This is a genomic window from Microbacterium sp. OVT16B (genome assembly GCF_019969705.1).
Classification (GTDB): Bacteria; Actinomycetota; Actinomycetes; order Actinomycetales; family Microbacteriaceae; genus Microbacterium; species Microbacterium natoriense.
In genome coordinates this window covers 238,076-251,649 of record NZ_JAHXZA010000001.1, presented here as the reverse complement: position 1 = coordinate 251,649, position 13,574 = coordinate 238,076, and the positions used below count along the sequence as shown (strand labels likewise).

Annotated in this window: 15 protein-coding genes; 8 read left to right on the top strand and 7 right to left on the bottom strand. The window is 71.1% G+C overall.

Translation table 11 applies throughout. The features are described from left to right. Window positions 1–3 precede the first annotated feature (3 nt). On the top strand, window positions 4–345 hold the full coding sequence (locus tag LC438_RS01215) for a hypothetical protein (protein ID WP_223585577.1): 342 nt from the start codon (window positions 4–6) through the stop codon (window positions 343–345). An 81-nt stretch (window positions 346–426) separates the two neighbouring features. Here LC438_RS01215 and LC438_RS01210 read toward each other — a convergent pair whose 3' ends face one another. Genes LC438_RS01210 through LC438_RS01200 form a run of 3 tightly spaced genes read right to left on the bottom strand, consistent with a single transcriptional unit; the run spans window position 427 to window position 2,913 of the window. After that, complete coding sequence (locus tag LC438_RS01210; protein ID WP_181156010.1) at window positions 427–1,857, bottom strand: MFS transporter; 1,431 nt, start codon at window positions 1,855–1,857, stop codon at window positions 427–429. A gap of 55 nt (window positions 1,858–1,912) precedes the next feature. Beyond that, window positions 1,913–2,266: a hypothetical protein gene (locus LC438_RS01205; protein WP_105677477.1), complete on the bottom strand. Its 354-nt coding sequence runs from the start codon at window positions 2,264–2,266 to the stop codon at window positions 1,913–1,915. Further along, window positions 2,263–2,913 carry an acyl-CoA synthetase gene (locus LC438_RS01200; protein WP_223585576.1) on the bottom strand — a complete coding sequence of 217 codons (651 nt, stop codon included), beginning with the start codon at window positions 2,911–2,913 and terminating at the stop codon, window positions 2,263–2,265. The genes LC438_RS01205 and LC438_RS01200 overlap by 4 nt, the downstream gene beginning before the upstream one ends. Before the next feature lie 298 nt (window positions 2,914–3,211). Between LC438_RS01200 and LC438_RS01195 the strand changes: the two genes are divergently transcribed. Further along, window positions 3,212–4,135, top strand: coding sequence for a hypothetical protein (locus LC438_RS01195; protein ID WP_223585575.1), 924 nt, complete (start codon window positions 3,212–3,214; stop codon window positions 4,133–4,135). Here LC438_RS01195 and LC438_RS01190 read toward each other — a convergent pair. After that, the gene (locus tag LC438_RS01190) at window positions 4,123–4,959 is read right to left on the bottom strand and encodes a sulfurtransferase (protein WP_223585574.1); all 837 of its coding nucleotides are present in this window, start codon (window positions 4,957–4,959) and stop codon (window positions 4,123–4,125) included. The genes LC438_RS01195 and LC438_RS01190 overlap by 13 nt on opposite strands. Before the next feature lie 266 nt (window positions 4,960–5,225). Here LC438_RS01190 and LC438_RS01185 point away from each other — a divergent pair, with 266 nt between their 5' ends. The 6 genes from LC438_RS01185 to LC438_RS01160 all read left to right on the top strand — a co-directional run bounded on the left by LC438_RS01185 (window position 5,226) and on the right by LC438_RS01160 (window position 9,774). Further along, window positions 5,226–6,113, top strand: a complete 888-nt coding sequence (locus tag LC438_RS01185) for a DMT family transporter (RefSeq protein ID WP_223585573.1) — start codon at window positions 5,226–5,228, stop codon at window positions 6,111–6,113. 75 nt (window positions 6,114–6,188) lie between these two features. Then, on the top strand, window positions 6,189–6,389 hold the full coding sequence (locus LC438_RS01180; protein ID WP_223585572.1) for a hypothetical protein: 201 nt from the start codon (window positions 6,189–6,191) through the stop codon (window positions 6,387–6,389). 206 nt (window positions 6,390–6,595) lie between these two features. Then, window positions 6,596–7,255 carry a GTP cyclohydrolase II gene (gene ribA, locus LC438_RS01175; RefSeq protein WP_223585571.1) on the top strand — a complete coding sequence of 220 codons (660 nt, stop codon included), beginning with the start codon at window positions 6,596–6,598 and terminating at the stop codon, window positions 7,253–7,255. Then, complete coding sequence (locus tag LC438_RS01170; protein WP_223585570.1) at window positions 7,255–7,713, top strand: MarR family winged helix-turn-helix transcriptional regulator; 459 nt, start codon at window positions 7,255–7,257, stop codon at window positions 7,711–7,713. Before ribA ends, LC438_RS01170 begins: the two co-directional genes overlap by 1 nt. Before the next feature lie 760 nt (window positions 7,714–8,473). Continuing rightward, the gene (locus tag LC438_RS01165; protein ID WP_223585569.1) at window positions 8,474–9,349 is read left to right on the top strand and encodes a helix-turn-helix transcriptional regulator; all 876 of its coding nucleotides are present in this window, start codon (window positions 8,474–8,476) and stop codon (window positions 9,347–9,349) included. Between the two features lie 86 nt (window positions 9,350–9,435). Next, the gene (locus LC438_RS01160; protein ID WP_223585568.1) at window positions 9,436–9,774 is read left to right on the top strand and encodes a helix-turn-helix domain-containing protein; all 339 of its coding nucleotides are present in this window, start codon (window positions 9,436–9,438) and stop codon (window positions 9,772–9,774) included. Between the two features lie 448 nt (window positions 9,775–10,222). Here LC438_RS01160 and LC438_RS01155 read toward each other — a convergent pair whose 3' ends face one another. The 3 genes from LC438_RS01155 to LC438_RS01145 form a co-directional block, all read right to left on the bottom strand. Beyond that, the gene (locus tag LC438_RS01155; protein ID WP_105677536.1) at window positions 10,223–10,813 is read right to left on the bottom strand and encodes a ClpP family protease; all 591 of its coding nucleotides are present in this window, start codon (window positions 10,811–10,813) and stop codon (window positions 10,223–10,225) included. Beyond that, a complete protein-coding gene (locus tag LC438_RS01150; protein WP_223585567.1) occupies window positions 10,810–11,424 on the bottom strand; it encodes a ClpP family protease in 615 nt (204 codons plus the stop codon). Before LC438_RS01150 ends, LC438_RS01155 begins: the two co-directional genes overlap by 4 nt. Window positions 11,425–11,579: 155 nt before the next feature. After that, window positions 11,580–13,349, bottom strand: coding sequence for a hypothetical protein (locus tag LC438_RS01145; protein WP_223585566.1), 1,770 nt, complete (start codon window positions 13,347–13,349; stop codon window positions 11,580–11,582). Window positions 13,350–13,574: the final 225 nt, after the last annotated feature.

The window sequence follows — 13,574 nt, the reverse complement described above, 5'->3', positions numbered from 1 at the left end:
CGGATGGACAGCGCACAGCTCGCAGCGGCGACGCTGCCGCTGCGTCGCATCGGGAGCCGGTACGACGTCGAGGAGGTCGACGCGTTCCTCGCGCGGTGCGGGGAGGCTCTGAGGGCCGGAGAGCGTGGGTTCCGCCCTGCGCTCCGCGTGGACGAGATCGTGCTCGCGCAGTTCCGGAACGCGCCGTTCTTCGGCACCGGCTACGACGCGGATGCCGTGGACACCCTGCTCGACGAGGTCAGCGTGCGCCTGCGCGCGTACGACCCGGAGTCGGCGCAGGAGAAGGCGCAGGAGGCCGAGCTCCGCGCCATGCTCGACGACATCGAGAAGCGCCCCCGCAGCTGACCCGCTCTCCCTGCGTCACGCTGCCGCCGCCGTCGAGTTCACGCGACGTCGACGCGACGCTGAGGCGCGGAAGAGAGGGGGCTAGCGCGCCTCGCCGGAGTGCTCTTCCACGGAGTCACGGGGCATGAAGAACGCGGCGGCCAGGGTCAGCGCGGCCACGACCGCGGCGCCGACGAACACCCAGACGGATGCCGAGATGATCGTCGCGGGGTCGTCGGGGCCGGCTCCCTGTGCGATCACGGAGTTGGAGATCGCTCCGAACACGGCGACGCCCAGTGCGCTTCCCGCCGAGCGGGCGAAGGCGTTCATGCCCGTGACGGCGCCCCTCTCGCCCCACCCGACCGACGCCTGGGCGGCGATCAGCGTCGGCGCCGCGCTCCAGCCGAGACCGAAGCCCAGCACGAAGGCGATCGCGGCCACGGAGAACGGGTTGGGCCACGGCGACACGACGGCGAGCACGATCGCGGCGGCGGTCGTGATGCTCATGCCGGTGAGCGTCGTGCGGCGGAATCCGATGCGCAGATAGAGGCGCCCCGCGTTGGCCGCCGAGATCGGCCAGCCGAGCGTGAGCGCGGCGACCGCGAGCCCCGACAGCAGCGGAGCGATGCCGATCGATCCTTCGAGGTAGGCCGGAGCGAAGCTGGTGACGCCGGTCATGAGCGCGCCGATGCCGAGCGAGACGATCGTGGTCGTGAGGATGAGCGGGCGTGCGGCGAGCCGCAGGTCGACGATCGGCTCCGCGGCCCGGCGCTCGACCAGAGCGAAAGCGACGAGGGCCAGCGCGCCGATGCCGAAGCACAGCGCGCTCTGCAGGGAGAGCCACGCCCACGCGTTGCCGCCCTCCAGCATCCCGAGGATGAGACCGGTGAGCCCGACCGTCAGCAGCACGGCCCCCGCGTAGTCGATGCGGTGGCGCTGGGTCTGCTTCTTCTCCTCGTAGTTGCGCAGCAGCATCCACCCCGCGATCAGGCACAGCGGGATGTTCACCCAGAAGATCCATCGCCAGGCGTCCAGCTGGGCGAAGATGCCTCCGAGGGCGGGGCCGACCACCGAGGAGATCGCCCACACGGACGCGATGTACCCCTGCACCTTGGCGCGCTCGGCGACCGTGTAGATGTCGCCGACGATCGTCATCGACATCGGGGCGACCGCGCCGGCGCCGAGTCCCTGGATGATGCGGAACAGGATCAGCGCGGGCATGCTCCACGCGAAGCCGCAGAGGATCGAGCCGAGGAGGAAGAGCCCGATGCCGAGCAGGATGATCGGCTTGCGCCCGACGGTGTCGGCGAAGCGCGAGTAGATGGGCACGCTGACGGCCTGGGCGAGCAGGTACACCGAGAACAGCCAGGGGAACTGCTGGTAGCTGCCGAGATCCCGCACGATGCTGGGCACCGCGGTGGCGAGGATCGTCGCGTCGATCGCGATGAGACCGGTCGAGAGCATGAGCGCCGCGAGGACCGGTCCGCGTTCCGATCGGAGTCCGATGGAGGCGCGGTCGATCGAAGCAGTCACTACAGGGACAAGTCCCCGCTCTGCCGGACTATTCCGAGTCGGCGGAGGGTGCCGGTCAGGAGGAGGCGGTGCCCTTCGGCGACTCGGACTCGGCGTCGCCCTCGGTCTCGGGGTCGTACAGCACGGGCCGATCGACCGTCTTCGTGACGTCGGCGGGGTCGACCGCGAGGATCAGCATGGCCAGAGCGAGCAGCGTCACGATGAACGCGCCCCCGCCGACGACCAGGCCCAGCGCGATCGGGGTGAGCCCCTGATAGGTGCCGTTGGCGATCGCGGTGTTGACGCGCGACGTGAAGGCGCCGGTGGAGATCAGCGTGACCAGCGCGGCGAACACACCGCACCCGAGCGCGATGCCGAGCAGGTGGAGGGGGCGCAGGATGTCCCGTCTGGTGGGCTTCTCGTCGCTCATCGCTCTCCTCCGCGCGCGGCCTCGGCCGCGCTCAGTCCGTCATCGGATGCCGTGGTGACGGCATCCGCTCGCTTCGGGGTGAGACCCGCGATGCCGAGGAACACCGCCACGATCGCGGCGTACCCGCCGAACATGCCGACGCCGAGGATGATGCCGGTGAGCACGAACTCCCCCGCGTCCTTGATCGCGTAGGGCTGCGTGAACCCGGCGGGGATCGCCAGCAGCAGGATGCCGAGCAGGATGCCGAACGCGCCCACGGTGATCGCGTCGCGTGCGGTCGACTCTCCGGCACGCCGTGCTCGCAGACCCGCGATGAGCTCGACCACCCCGGTGGTGACACCCCAGGCGACGACGATGACGAAGAACAGGTCGTCGGTGCGCCAGGCGGGCACGCCGCCCGCCATGCCGAACAGGAACCCGAGGGCCGCGAGCAGCACGTACGGCCAGCGCGATCCCGCAGGGAAGACGAGCCAGGCCGAGAGGGCCAGCACGAGGGCGGTGGTCAGGGCGAAGCCGCTGAAGACCGCGAGTCCCACCGCCGCCGAGTGGTCGGGCGAGAAGGTGATCATCAGCGCAGCGGCCGCGGCGAACAGCGCGCGCACCAGCTGGACGTGGCGCACGGTGAACGTGCGAGCAGGGGCAGACATGACGAGCAGGGTCCTCCGAGGTGTCTCACCCAGTCTACGCGCGGGCGCGGAGAGCTGTGGCCGTGCCCGGAGACGTTCGTGGGGCCGGGTGGATCTCCCCAGATCGATCACCAGGCCCCACGACATACGCAGCGAGGGGGGCATCACTGCGCCAGGCTGGTCGTGCAAGGTCGGGCACCCTGCTTGCGGCGACACAGCCAAGTGACCCCACTCCGGCACCTCCGTCCCCTGAGGTGCGCGTGCGCGGTCGTAAGCTCACTCTAGGACGAAGATCTTCACATACCGGAGGGGGCCTGTGATGAGTTCGAAGAAAGTTCTCCGCACGTCCGGGACGGATGCTGTCGCCGCCGCTCTCCGCGACGGCATCAACGCCAGAGGCGTGACCCTCGCGTGGCTGCACGAGCAGCTCCGCGTCCGCGGCAACAGGGTGTCGATGGCGACCCTCAGCTACTGGCGGTCCGGGGCTCGGCGCCCCGAGGGTGTGCAGTCGATGGCGGCGCTGCACGACATCGAGGAGCTGCTGCATCTCCCCGATGGGGCGCTGACCGCCCTGCTCGGCGGCACCAACCGCACGGGTCCTCTGGGGCCGAACCAGTTCCCTCTCGACGAGAAGGAGCTCGAACAGGCGGTGAAGGACACCTTCGAGGCCCTGGGAACCCCCTACCCCGACACGAGCCGCGAGCTCACGACGCACTCGGTCACCGACGTCGACGCCGACGGGAACGTCTTCCGCTGCATCACCCGCAGCGTGGTGCAGTCGACCGTCGGCACGGTGTCGGCCATCCCCTTCCTCGAGCTGAGCCCCGGGATCAGCACTCCGGCGCCGCTGCTCGACGCGGTCTCCGGCGGCAGCATCTCGGGGCGGTACTCGCACCCGACCGGCGAGGTCCACGGCGCGCTGTTCGAGCTGGAGAGCCCTCTCACCGCCCCCGGCACCGCGGTCATCGAGTGGTCCATCGCCTACCCGGACGACTATCCGCCCACGCGCGAGACGGGTCATGCGGTCGCCCGACAGTGCCGTGAGCTGATGGTCTGGACGCGATTCCACCCCGACGCGCTGCCGGACTGGATCGAGGAGAAGATCGAGACGCCGACCGGCATCCACCTCGCCCCGCTGTCGCTCGAGGGCCGGTCGTCGATCCATCAGGTGCGCAGGGCGTTCGGCCCCGGCACGGTGGAGCTGCGCTGGGGCTTCGGGGAGCGGACGGATCAGCCCGGCTGATCGCCGGTCGCCACGGGGCGGCCGGGGGTGTTCGACCACTGGCTCCACGAACCGGGGAACACCTTCGCCGGGATGCCGACCTCGTCGAGGATCAGCGCGGTGTGCGCGGCCGTGACGCCCGACCCGCAGTACGCGGCGACGGCCGTGCCGGGGGTGACGCCGACCGACGCGAAGGTCGCCCGCACGGTGTCGTGATCGAGGATCCGCCCCTCGGCGTCGAAGTGCAGCACGGTGGGCAGGTTGCGGGCGCCGGGCACGTGGCCGGCCACCGGGTCGAGGGGCTCGGTCTCGCCGCGGTAGCGCTCGGGTGCGCGCACGTCGAGCAGGACTCCGGATGCCGGGAACGCCGCGGCCTCGTCGATGGAGATCGCGTCCGCCCCGATCTCGGCGAGCACGACGTCTCCGTGCTCCGGCGCGACATCGTCGGTCGTCGTGTCGAGACCGGCTGCCTTCCAGGAGCGGATGCCGCCCTCGAGCACCTTCACATCGACCCCGCCCTGCCGCAGCAGCCACCACGCGCGCGCCGCCGCGATGCCCTTGGCGTCGTCGTACACGACCACCGTGTCGCCAGGGCGCACGCCCCAGCGGCGGGCCGCCGCCTGCAGCGTCGCGGTGGACGGGAGCGGATGCCGGCCCTCTGACGGCTCCCCGTGCGTCGCGAGCTCCTGATCGAGCGGCACGTACACCGCACCGGGGACGTGCCCCTCCAGGTACTCGCCGCGTCCGTCCGGACGGTCGAGCCGCCAGCGCACGTCGATGACGCGCACGGGCGCGCCCGTGGTCAGCAGGTCGTTGAGTTCGGCGGCGGTCACGAAGTTGCTCATGGGGCGAGGCTACCCGCCGGCGACCCTCGGCTCGCCGATCCGGTCGCATTCCGTCATGGGCCGCGGCGGCATCCGACCGCGGACGGGGTCATCCTGTCGGCGCGGTCGGCGGTGTGTCGGCAGCATCCGGAGAATCCCGCCGGCACACCGGCCTCCCCGCCGACAATTCGCCCGCCGTCCGAACGCTGTGAACGCGAAAGGGGGATGCCGGTGACGGACGCCGCGGCGGCGATAGGCTCGGGGAGGCAGATCGAGAAAGGCACCGAATGCCCGCTCGTCTCCGCTGGATGCGTCTCCGTCCTCAGGAGGTCGCCCTCGTCGCGATCACCGCGGTCTGGGGCAGCACGTTCCTGCTCGTGCACTGGGCCATGGAGCACTCGGGGCCGTGGTTCTTCGTCGGCATCCGGTTCCTCGTGGCCGGTCTCATCAGCGTGGTGATCTTCCGGAGGTCGCTGCGCGGCATCCGCTGGCGCGACATCGGCGCGGGCGCCGCGATCGGCGTGATGATCCACCTCGGCTACGGCCTGCAGACCGTGGGACTGCAGACCATCGACTCCAGCACGTCGGCGTTCATCACGGCGATGTACGTGCCCTTGGTGCCGTTCGCGCAGTGGGCGGTGTTCCGCAGGCGTCCGCCCGTGATGGCGTTCGTCGGGGCGGGTCTCGCGTTCGTCGGCCTGCTCCTGATCGCGGGGCCGGACGCCCTCACGTTCACGCTCGGCCCCGGCGAGTTCGCCACGATGATCAGCACGCTGCCGATCGCGGCGGAGATCATCCTCATCAGCTTCTTCGCGACCCGCGTAGACCTCGGCAGGGTCACGATCGTGCAGCTGCTCACGGCCGGGGTGCTCGGCATCCTCACCATGCCGGTCGTCGGCGAGGGCGTTCCCGCGTTCTCGTGGGTGTGGGTGGGGGCGGCCATCGGTCTGGGAGCCGCGAGCTGCCTGATCCAGCTCACCATGAACTGGGCGCAGAAGTCGGTGTCGCCGACCCGCGCCACGATCATCTACGCCGGGGAGCCGGTCTGGGCGGCCGTCGTCGGACGCATCGCCGGCGAGCGTCTGCCCGTCACCGCGCTGATCGGCGGCGGGCTCGTCGTGCTGGGCATCCTCGCCAGCGAGCTCAAGCTCATCCGCCGCCGCAGACAGCCCTGACTCTTCTGTCCCCCGCGGTCGCCGTCGACGTCACGCGGACTCGGCGAGTGCACGAGTTGTCGACGCGAGGATGCCGTGCACTCGTCGACGTCACGTGAGGTCGACGCCGGGGAGCGGGCTCTCCGGGGCGTCGAGTCGTTCGCGCGGAACGGACGCACGACGAGAAGCGCGACGACCACGGCCGCAGCGCTCAGGGCCAGCCACATCCACGGCGTGGTCTCGAGCCCGATGAGCGAGGTCTGCCACTCGCGGCAGTACGAGTTCGCGGAGTCCTGAGCGTCCACGCACATGCCAGCCCCGAACACGGGGGCGAACAGCACGGTGGTCAGGAGAAGACAGCCGAGGACGATCCACAGCGCCCTCTTCGCCCCCTTCGTCATCCTCCCTTTCTACGCCACACGCTGAGAACGCCGCGACTCCGCAACCCGATCGTGACCGGGAGATGCCGGGAATAGAGACGGGGCGTCCGCGTTGCACCAGACATGATTGAAACTTCAACCGTCGTTCCGATCGCCGCAGAGCGGACCCGTGTGCGCGTGCCGATGCGCTTCGCCGACGGGTTCTCCACCACCGCAGACGTGGTCACCTTCGACGGTCTCGTCGACGGGCGCGAGCACCTGCTGCTGGGACTCGGCGACTGGCGCGGAGCCATGGAGCGCGCAGCCGAGGGCGGCGACGCACCCCTCGTGCGCCCGCACAGCGAGTGCCTCACGGGCGACGTGTTCGGCTCGGAGCGCTGCGACTGCGGTCCGCAGCTGCGCGAGGCGGTCGAGCGGATCTCCGACGAGGGCGGCTTCCTGCTGTACCTGCGCCAGGAGGGTCGCGGCATCGGCCTCTATGCCAAGCTCGACGCCTACGCGCTGCAGGACGCGGGACTCGACACCTACGAGGCGAACGTGGCCCTCGGTCACGGCGAGGACGAACGCGACTACACCGTCGCCGCGCAGATGCTGCGCGCCGTGGGCGTCGACGGCATCCGCCTGCTCAGCAACAACCCCGACAAGGCGGTGCAGCTCGAAGAGCTCGGCATCCGCGTCGCCGAGCGCATCCCGACCGGCGTCCACCTGTCGGAGGCGAACACGCGGTACCTGCAGGCGAAGCGCGACCACACCTCGCACACGCTCGACCTGTCGGCCGCCTGATGAGCGAGCGGCGGCTCGACGACGCCGAGATGGCGACCTGGCTGCCGACCATCCGCTTCGTGCAGCTGCTGCCACAGGTGCTCGACCGGGCGTTGAAGGCCGAGACCGGACTCAACCACGCGCACTACGCGATCCTCATCACCCTCGCCGGTCAGGCCGACAGGGCGATCCCGATGACCGAGCTCGCGCACATCGCCGGACTCAGCCGCTCACGCCTCAGTCACGCCATCGACTCGCTCGAGGAGCGGGGGTGGGTGACGCGCACGAGCTGCAGCAGCGACAAGCGCACCCTCACGGCAGCGCTCACGGATGCCGGACGCGAACTGCTGCGCTCGGCGGCCCCGGTGCACGTGGCGCAGATCCGCGAGCTGGTGCTCGATCCGCTGACCACGCAGGAGCGCGATCAGCTGGGCGGCATCCTCTCGAAGCTCCTGCCCGGGATCACCGCCGCCCTGTAGCGCGCGAGCCTCGGGGGTCGTGCTGGGGGTGCGGTGCGGGTGCGTGCTGCGGGGGTGCGGGGCTCGTGCTGGGGTGAGGTGCGGGGTCGTGCTGCGGGGTGTGCTGCGAGTTGACGCGTGCGGCCTCGCACGCCCGCACGTTCGGGAGGAGAAAGCACGCTCGGGAGGACGGATGCCGAGAGAACCTCCGCCCGAACGCGCGAACTCAGCCCGAACGCGCGACCCGCGTGCACACCCTCAGGCCCCCAAAAGAGAGAGCACGTTCGGGAGGACGGATGCCGAGAGAACCTCCGCCCGAACGCGCGAACTCAGCCCGAACGTGCGGCGCGGCGTACACACCCTCAGGCCCAGCCCGAGAGAGCACGTTCGGGAGGAGAAAACACGCTCGGGAGGACGAATGCCGAGAGAGCCTCAGCCCGAACGTGCGAACTCAGCCCCAACGTGCGGCCCTCCTGGCACGCCTCACGTTCGGGAGGAGAAAGCACGCTAGGGAGGACGGATGCCGGGAGAACCTCAGCCCGAACGTGCGAACTCAGCCCGAACATGCGAACCCAGCCCCAACGCGCGGCGCGGCGCGCACGCCCTCAGGCCCCCGAAAGAGAGAGCACGTTCGGGAGGAGAAAGCACGCTCGGGAGGACGGATGCCGGCAGAACCTCAGCCCGAACGTGCGAACCCAGCCCGAACGTGCGAACCGCGCCCGCCGTGCGAGGTACCGTCAGTACCTGTCTCGTGGGGCCGACAGGGCGTACGGTCGAAGGCATGGACACCCGCAGCGAGGTGCGCGAGTTCCTCTCGTCGAGGCGCGCCCGCATCACCCCTGACCAGGCCGGACTCCCCGTGTACGGGGGCAACCGGCGCGTGCCGGGGCTCCGGCGCGAGGAGGTGTCGCTGCTGGCGGGCGTCAGCGTCGACTACTACACCCGCCTCGAGCGCGGAGACCTGTCCGGGGCGTCCGAGAGCGTGCTCGACGCCCTCGCCCGCGCGCTCCAGCTCGACGAGGCCGAGACCGCGCACCTGTTCGACCTCGCTCGCTCCGCCAACGCCGGCCCCGTTCCGCGCTCGCCCCGCACCAAGCCTGGACAGCTGCGGCCCAGCATCCTGCGTCTGCTCGACGCGATGACCGAGGCGCCGGCGATCGTGCGCGACAATCACTTCGACTACCGCGCGGCGAACGCGCTCGGCCGGGCGCTGTACGCCCCCGTGTTCGCGGAGCCGCGGCCCAACAGCGCGCGCTTCGCGTTCCTCAACCCTGCAGCTCAGGAGTTCTACCCCGAGTGGGAGCGCAACACGCAGGAGCTCGTCGCCGCGATGCGCGGCGAGGCCGGTCGCAACCCCTTCGACAAGAAGCTCACCGATCTCGTCGGAGAGCTGTCGACGCGCAGCGACCGGTTCCGCACGCTGTGGGCGGCGCACGACGTGCGTTTCCACCGCACGGGCCGCAAGCGCATCAACCACCCGGTCGTCGGCGAGATGGAGCTCACCTACGAGGCGTTCGAGCTTCCCGCCGACCCCGGACTCCAACTGTCGGCGTACACCGCGGAGCCCGGCTCGGCGTCGGCCGAGAAGCTGGGGCTGCTGGCGAGCTGGACGGCGACGGATGCCGCGGCATCCGTCCGCCTCACCACGGAGGCCTGACGCGCCTCCGCGTGAGAGCAGTCCTGATCGTTCTGCTCAGAGCAGAATCGATGGATGCCGCGCCACGGCCCGACGTACCGTGAGGCATGGCCGCACTCGTCCCCTTCCCCCGTGCACCGCGTCGCCCCTCCGAGCCCGAGCCGCTGTGGCGGCAGCTGCTGGGCGACCAGCTGCGCCGCCGTCGCCACGACCGCGACGAGACCCTCACCGAGACCGCAGAGAAGGCGGGCGTCTCCCCGCAGTACCTCTCGGAGGTCGAGCGCGGACTCAAGGAGCCGTCGAGCGAGATGATCGCCGCGATCGCCGGCGCCCTCGACACGTCCCTGATCGAGCTCACCAGCGCCGTCGCCGACGAGCTGCGGTCGGAGCCGGCATCCGCATCCGCCGTCTCGGCCGCGCGCGGCGCGTTCGCCCTCGCCGCCTGAGGAGCGGCGCGAATCCGGCATCCGTCGCCTCGCCCTCCACGGCCTCACGGCCCGACACTCTGTCGGCGCGGGTGCCGCTCTGTCGGCGCGAATCCGGCATCCGTCGCCTGTGTCTCCCCCACGGCCCGAGACTCTGTCGGCGCGAGAGCCGTTCTGTCGGCGCGAATCCGGCATCCCGTCGCCTCGCCCTCCACGGCCCGACGGCCCGAGACTCTGTCGGCGCGGGTGCCGTTCTGTCGGCGCGAATCCGGCATCCGTCGCCTGTGTCTCCCCCACGGCCCGACGGCCCGACACTCTGTCGGCGCGGGTGCCGCTCTGTCGGCGCGGTGCGTGCAGGCGCGCCGACAGAGCAGGTTCGGGGCCGACAGAACGTCAGGCACAGCGGGAAACCGCGACCGCGCATCCGACACGTTCCTTATCGCACCGGCGCCCCGCACGGCGTCCGGGGTCAGCCCCGCTCCCCCAGCACGGTGTCGATGAGGCCGTAGTCCCTGGCAGCGGATGCCGCGAACACGCGGTCCCTGTCGGTGTCGGCCCGCAGCTCGGCGACCGTGCGGCCGCTGTGCCTGGCGAGGATCTCCTCCATGTCCGCGCGCACCCGCACCACCTCGTCGGCCGCGAGGATCAGGTCGGGGATCGCGCCGCGCGACTGCCCGGCGGGCTGATGCAGCACGATGCGCGCGTGGGCGAGGGCGGACCGCTGACCCGGTGCTCCCGATGCGACGAGCAGCGCCGCGGGGCCGATCGCCTGGCCGACGCACGTCGTCGCGATCGTCGGACGGATGTGCTGCATGGTGTCGTAGATCGCGAGAGCGGCCCCTGGATCGCCGCCCTCGCTGTTGATGTAGAACTGGATGCCGCTCTCGGGGCTGTCGGCGTCGAGGTGCAGCAGCTGCGCGATGAGTGCGTTGGCGACGCCGGCGTCGATGCCGGTGCCGAGGTAGATCACACGTTCGGCGAGGAGGTGCGAATAGACGTCCATGACGCGCTCGCCCCGCGGATGCTGCGCGATCACGTTCGGGATCGTGTAGCTGCTCATGCGTCCGCCCCCAGCCCGACGCGGGCGCGTCTGCGGGGCATGATCTCGGCGAACGAGCCGACGATCTCGTCGATGAAGCCGTAGTCGCGCGCCTGCTCCGCCGTGTACCAGCGGTCGTGGAGAGAGTCCTCGAAGATGCGCTCCAGGGGCTGACCGGTGTCGCCGGCGATGAGCCCGAGCACGGTGTCGCGCATGTGGCGGAGGTCGTCGGCCTGGGTCTCGATCTCGACCGCCGATCCGCCGATGCCCGCCGACCCCTGGTGCATGAGGATGCGCGCGTGCGGCAGGGCTCTGCGCTTGCCCTTCGCGCCCGCGGAGAGCAGGAACTGCCCGGCACTGCAGGCGAGGCCGAGGGCGAGCGTCGAGACGTCGTTCGGCACGAGCCTCATGAGGTCGCGGATCGCGAGCATCGAGGGAACCGAGCCTCCGGGCGAGTGGATCCACAGTGCGATGTCGGCCACGGGGTCCTCGGCCGAGAGGGTGAGGAGCTGCGTCATCAGCAGCGTGCCGTTGTCGTCGTCGAGGGCGCCGTCGAGCACGAGGATGCGGTCGTGGAACAGCGCACGCCGCGCTTCGGGGCCGAACTGCGGGATGGGGGTGTCTTCGCTCATGCCCCCAGCATCCGCCGCCCCGTCTCTGCGCTGACCGGTTTCTGCTGTGGGCGGTTCTGCCCTGAGCGGCGCCCACGCACCGACCGCCCCCTCGACGTCGTGTCGAGGGGGCGGTCTGCGGGGGTGGGGTGGGGAGTGGGGTGGGGAGTGGGGTTTCAGGCCGCGGCGAGCGCGCGGCGGTGGGAGATGCGGTGACCGACCCAGAATCCGAGGGCGATGAGGCCCACGAGTCCGATGCCGAGCATCCACGGAAGGGTCGACGGGGCCGCACCGGCGGTGGCGGATGCCAGGGTGCCGGAGCCGTCGGCGATCAGGCCGGTGCCCTCGGCGAGGTCGGTCGCGCCCGCTTCGATCTTGTCGCCGCCCGCCGCGAGCTCGCCGGTCTTCTCGGCCACGGTGGCCGCGCCTTCGGAGAGGTCGCCGACGCCGGTGCTGAGGTCGGATGCTCCGGACTGCAGTGTCGCCGCGCCTTCGGCGAGGGACACCGCGCCCTGGCTCAGCGAGGTCGCGCCGGAGTCGAGCTTGATCGTTCCGGAGTGGAGCGTGGAGGCGCCGGACGAGAGTGCCTGGAGACCGCCCGAGAGCTTGGCGGCTCCCGCGGACAGCTGGGATGTACCGTCCTTGAGCGGCTGCAGCTTGGTGAAGAGCTGCTGTGCTCCGGCGGAGAGCTCGGTCGAACCGGCCGCGAGGGGCACCGCTCCCTGTGCGACGGTCGCGGCCCCTGCGGCGACGACGGACGTGCCCTCGGTCTTCAGCGTGTCGAGGCCGACGACGAGCTGGGACGCTCCCGCAGCGACCTCAGCGCTGCCCGCTTTGAGGCTCTGAACGCCGAGCACGAACGCCGGAGCGCCCGTATCGGCTGCGAGCGCGACCGTTCCGGGCCACCCCTTCGCCGCGTCGCCGTTCACCAGCGCGTTCGCTCCCGCGGCGAGACCCTGTGCACCGCTCGCCGCCGCGAGCGCACCCTTGGCGAGCTGCGGCGCTGCGGCCGCCGCTCCCGCGATGCCGTCGACCTGCTGATCCAGACCGGCCGCCAGCGCCTTCAGCTCCTGCAGCTTCGTGTTGGAGGGGTCTGCAGCGGCGAGCTGCGCCAACGCATCGGCCAGCGCCTGCGAGTTGGCCGGCGCGCCCTGCGCCGCGCCGCTGATCGCGGTCGCGGCCTGATCGCTGGCGAGGCTCTGCAGCTGAGGGGTCACCGCCGAAGATAGCCCTGCGCTGAGCTGGTCGGCGCCCGCCTTCACCTGAACGGCGACCTGGTGCGCTCCCGCGACACCAGCGGCGAGGTTGTTGGCGCCGTCGAGGACCTGCTGCGCTCCGGCATCCAGATCTGACGCGCCTCGGGAGAGGCTGCCGGCTCCGTCGAGGGCGAGCTGTGCGGCGCCATCGACTTCTCTCGCCCCGGCAGCGAGCTGCTGGGCGCCGGCGGCCAAGGACACGCTGCCGCCGCCGACCTTCTGGGCGCCGGCCGCGAGGAGCTTCGCGCCGTCGACGGCGAGCTGCGCCCCGGCATCCGCCCTCGTGGTCCCGGCCTGGAGGTCCTGGGCGCCGCTGAGGGCCGTCTGGGCCCCGGCGCTGAGCTTGCCCGCACCGGCCACGGCGTTCGACGCTCCTGCGGCGAGGGCTCCGGCGCCCTCGGAGAGCGTCGCCGCACCGGTGGCGGCCGACTGCGCTCCGGCGGCGAGCTTCTGCGCGCCGTCGTGTGCGGTGGTCGCTCCGGCGGCGAGGTCTTCGGTGCCTGCGGCGAGCTTGTCTGCGCCGGACGAGAGGTCTCCCGCCCCGTCGGCCAGCGCGGCGGAGCCGTCTTCGGCCGTGGTCGTTCCGCCGGCGAGCTCGGCTGCACCGGCGGCGATCTTGCCGGTCACGATGAAGAACAGGATCACCATCGCGGCCAGCAGAACGCTGAGCACGATCACGGCGATGCGCATTCCAAGTCCGTGGGCATGGGGTCTAGCACTCATCATTGAGGACTCCTGGGGTCGGTGGCGTCGTTGCCACCGGCGAGTGTATGGGCGGCTTTCCCAGCCTCCGCACAGCTTTGCCGCTCGGGACCAAGTCTCAGGAGCACTGATACTCGGTTCCTTGTAGTGATCTCACAATTCCCATTGACCCCGAGTCAACAGCGTCCTGCTGCGCGACCCTTCGCGGCAACG

Coding starts and splice junctions, on each gene's coding strand:
- LC438_RS01190 (WP_223585574.1), bottom strand. CDS start 4,959: ATGAGCAACTTCGTGACCGCCGCCGAACTCAACGACCTGCTGACCACG.
- LC438_RS01200 (WP_223585576.1), bottom strand. CDS start 2,913: ATGTCTGCCCCTGCTCGCACGTTCACCGTGCGCCACGTCCAGCTGGTG.
- LC438_RS01145 (WP_223585566.1), bottom strand. CDS start 13,349: ATGCGCATCGCCGTGATCGTGCTCAGCGTTCTGCTGGCCGCGATGGTG.
- LC438_RS01155 (WP_105677536.1), bottom strand. CDS start 10,813: ATGAGCAGCTACACGATCCCGAACGTGATCGCGCAGCATCCGCGGGGC.
- LC438_RS01160 (WP_223585568.1), top strand. CDS start 9,436: ATGGCCGCACTCGTCCCCTTCCCCCGTGCACCGCGTCGCCCCTCCGAG.
- LC438_RS01215 (WP_223585577.1), top strand. CDS start 4: ATGGACAGCGCACAGCTCGCAGCGGCGACGCTGCCGCTGCGTCGCATC.
- LC438_RS01165 (WP_223585569.1), top strand. CDS start 8,474: ATGGACACCCGCAGCGAGGTGCGCGAGTTCCTCTCGTCGAGGCGCGCC.
- LC438_RS01185 (WP_223585573.1), top strand. CDS start 5,226: ATGCCCGCTCGTCTCCGCTGGATGCGTCTCCGTCCTCAGGAGGTCGCC.
- ribA (WP_223585571.1), top strand. CDS start 6,596: ATGATTGAAACTTCAACCGTCGTTCCGATCGCCGCAGAGCGGACCCGT.
- LC438_RS01150 (WP_223585567.1), bottom strand. CDS start 11,424: ATGAGCGAAGACACCCCCATCCCGCAGTTCGGCCCCGAAGCGCGGCGT.
- LC438_RS01170 (WP_223585570.1), top strand. CDS start 7,255: ATGAGCGAGCGGCGGCTCGACGACGCCGAGATGGCGACCTGGCTGCCG.
- LC438_RS01195 (WP_223585575.1), top strand. CDS start 3,212: ATGAGTTCGAAGAAAGTTCTCCGCACGTCCGGGACGGATGCTGTCGCC.
- LC438_RS01205 (WP_105677477.1), bottom strand. CDS start 2,266: ATGAGCGACGAGAAGCCCACCAGACGGGACATCCTGCGCCCCCTCCAC.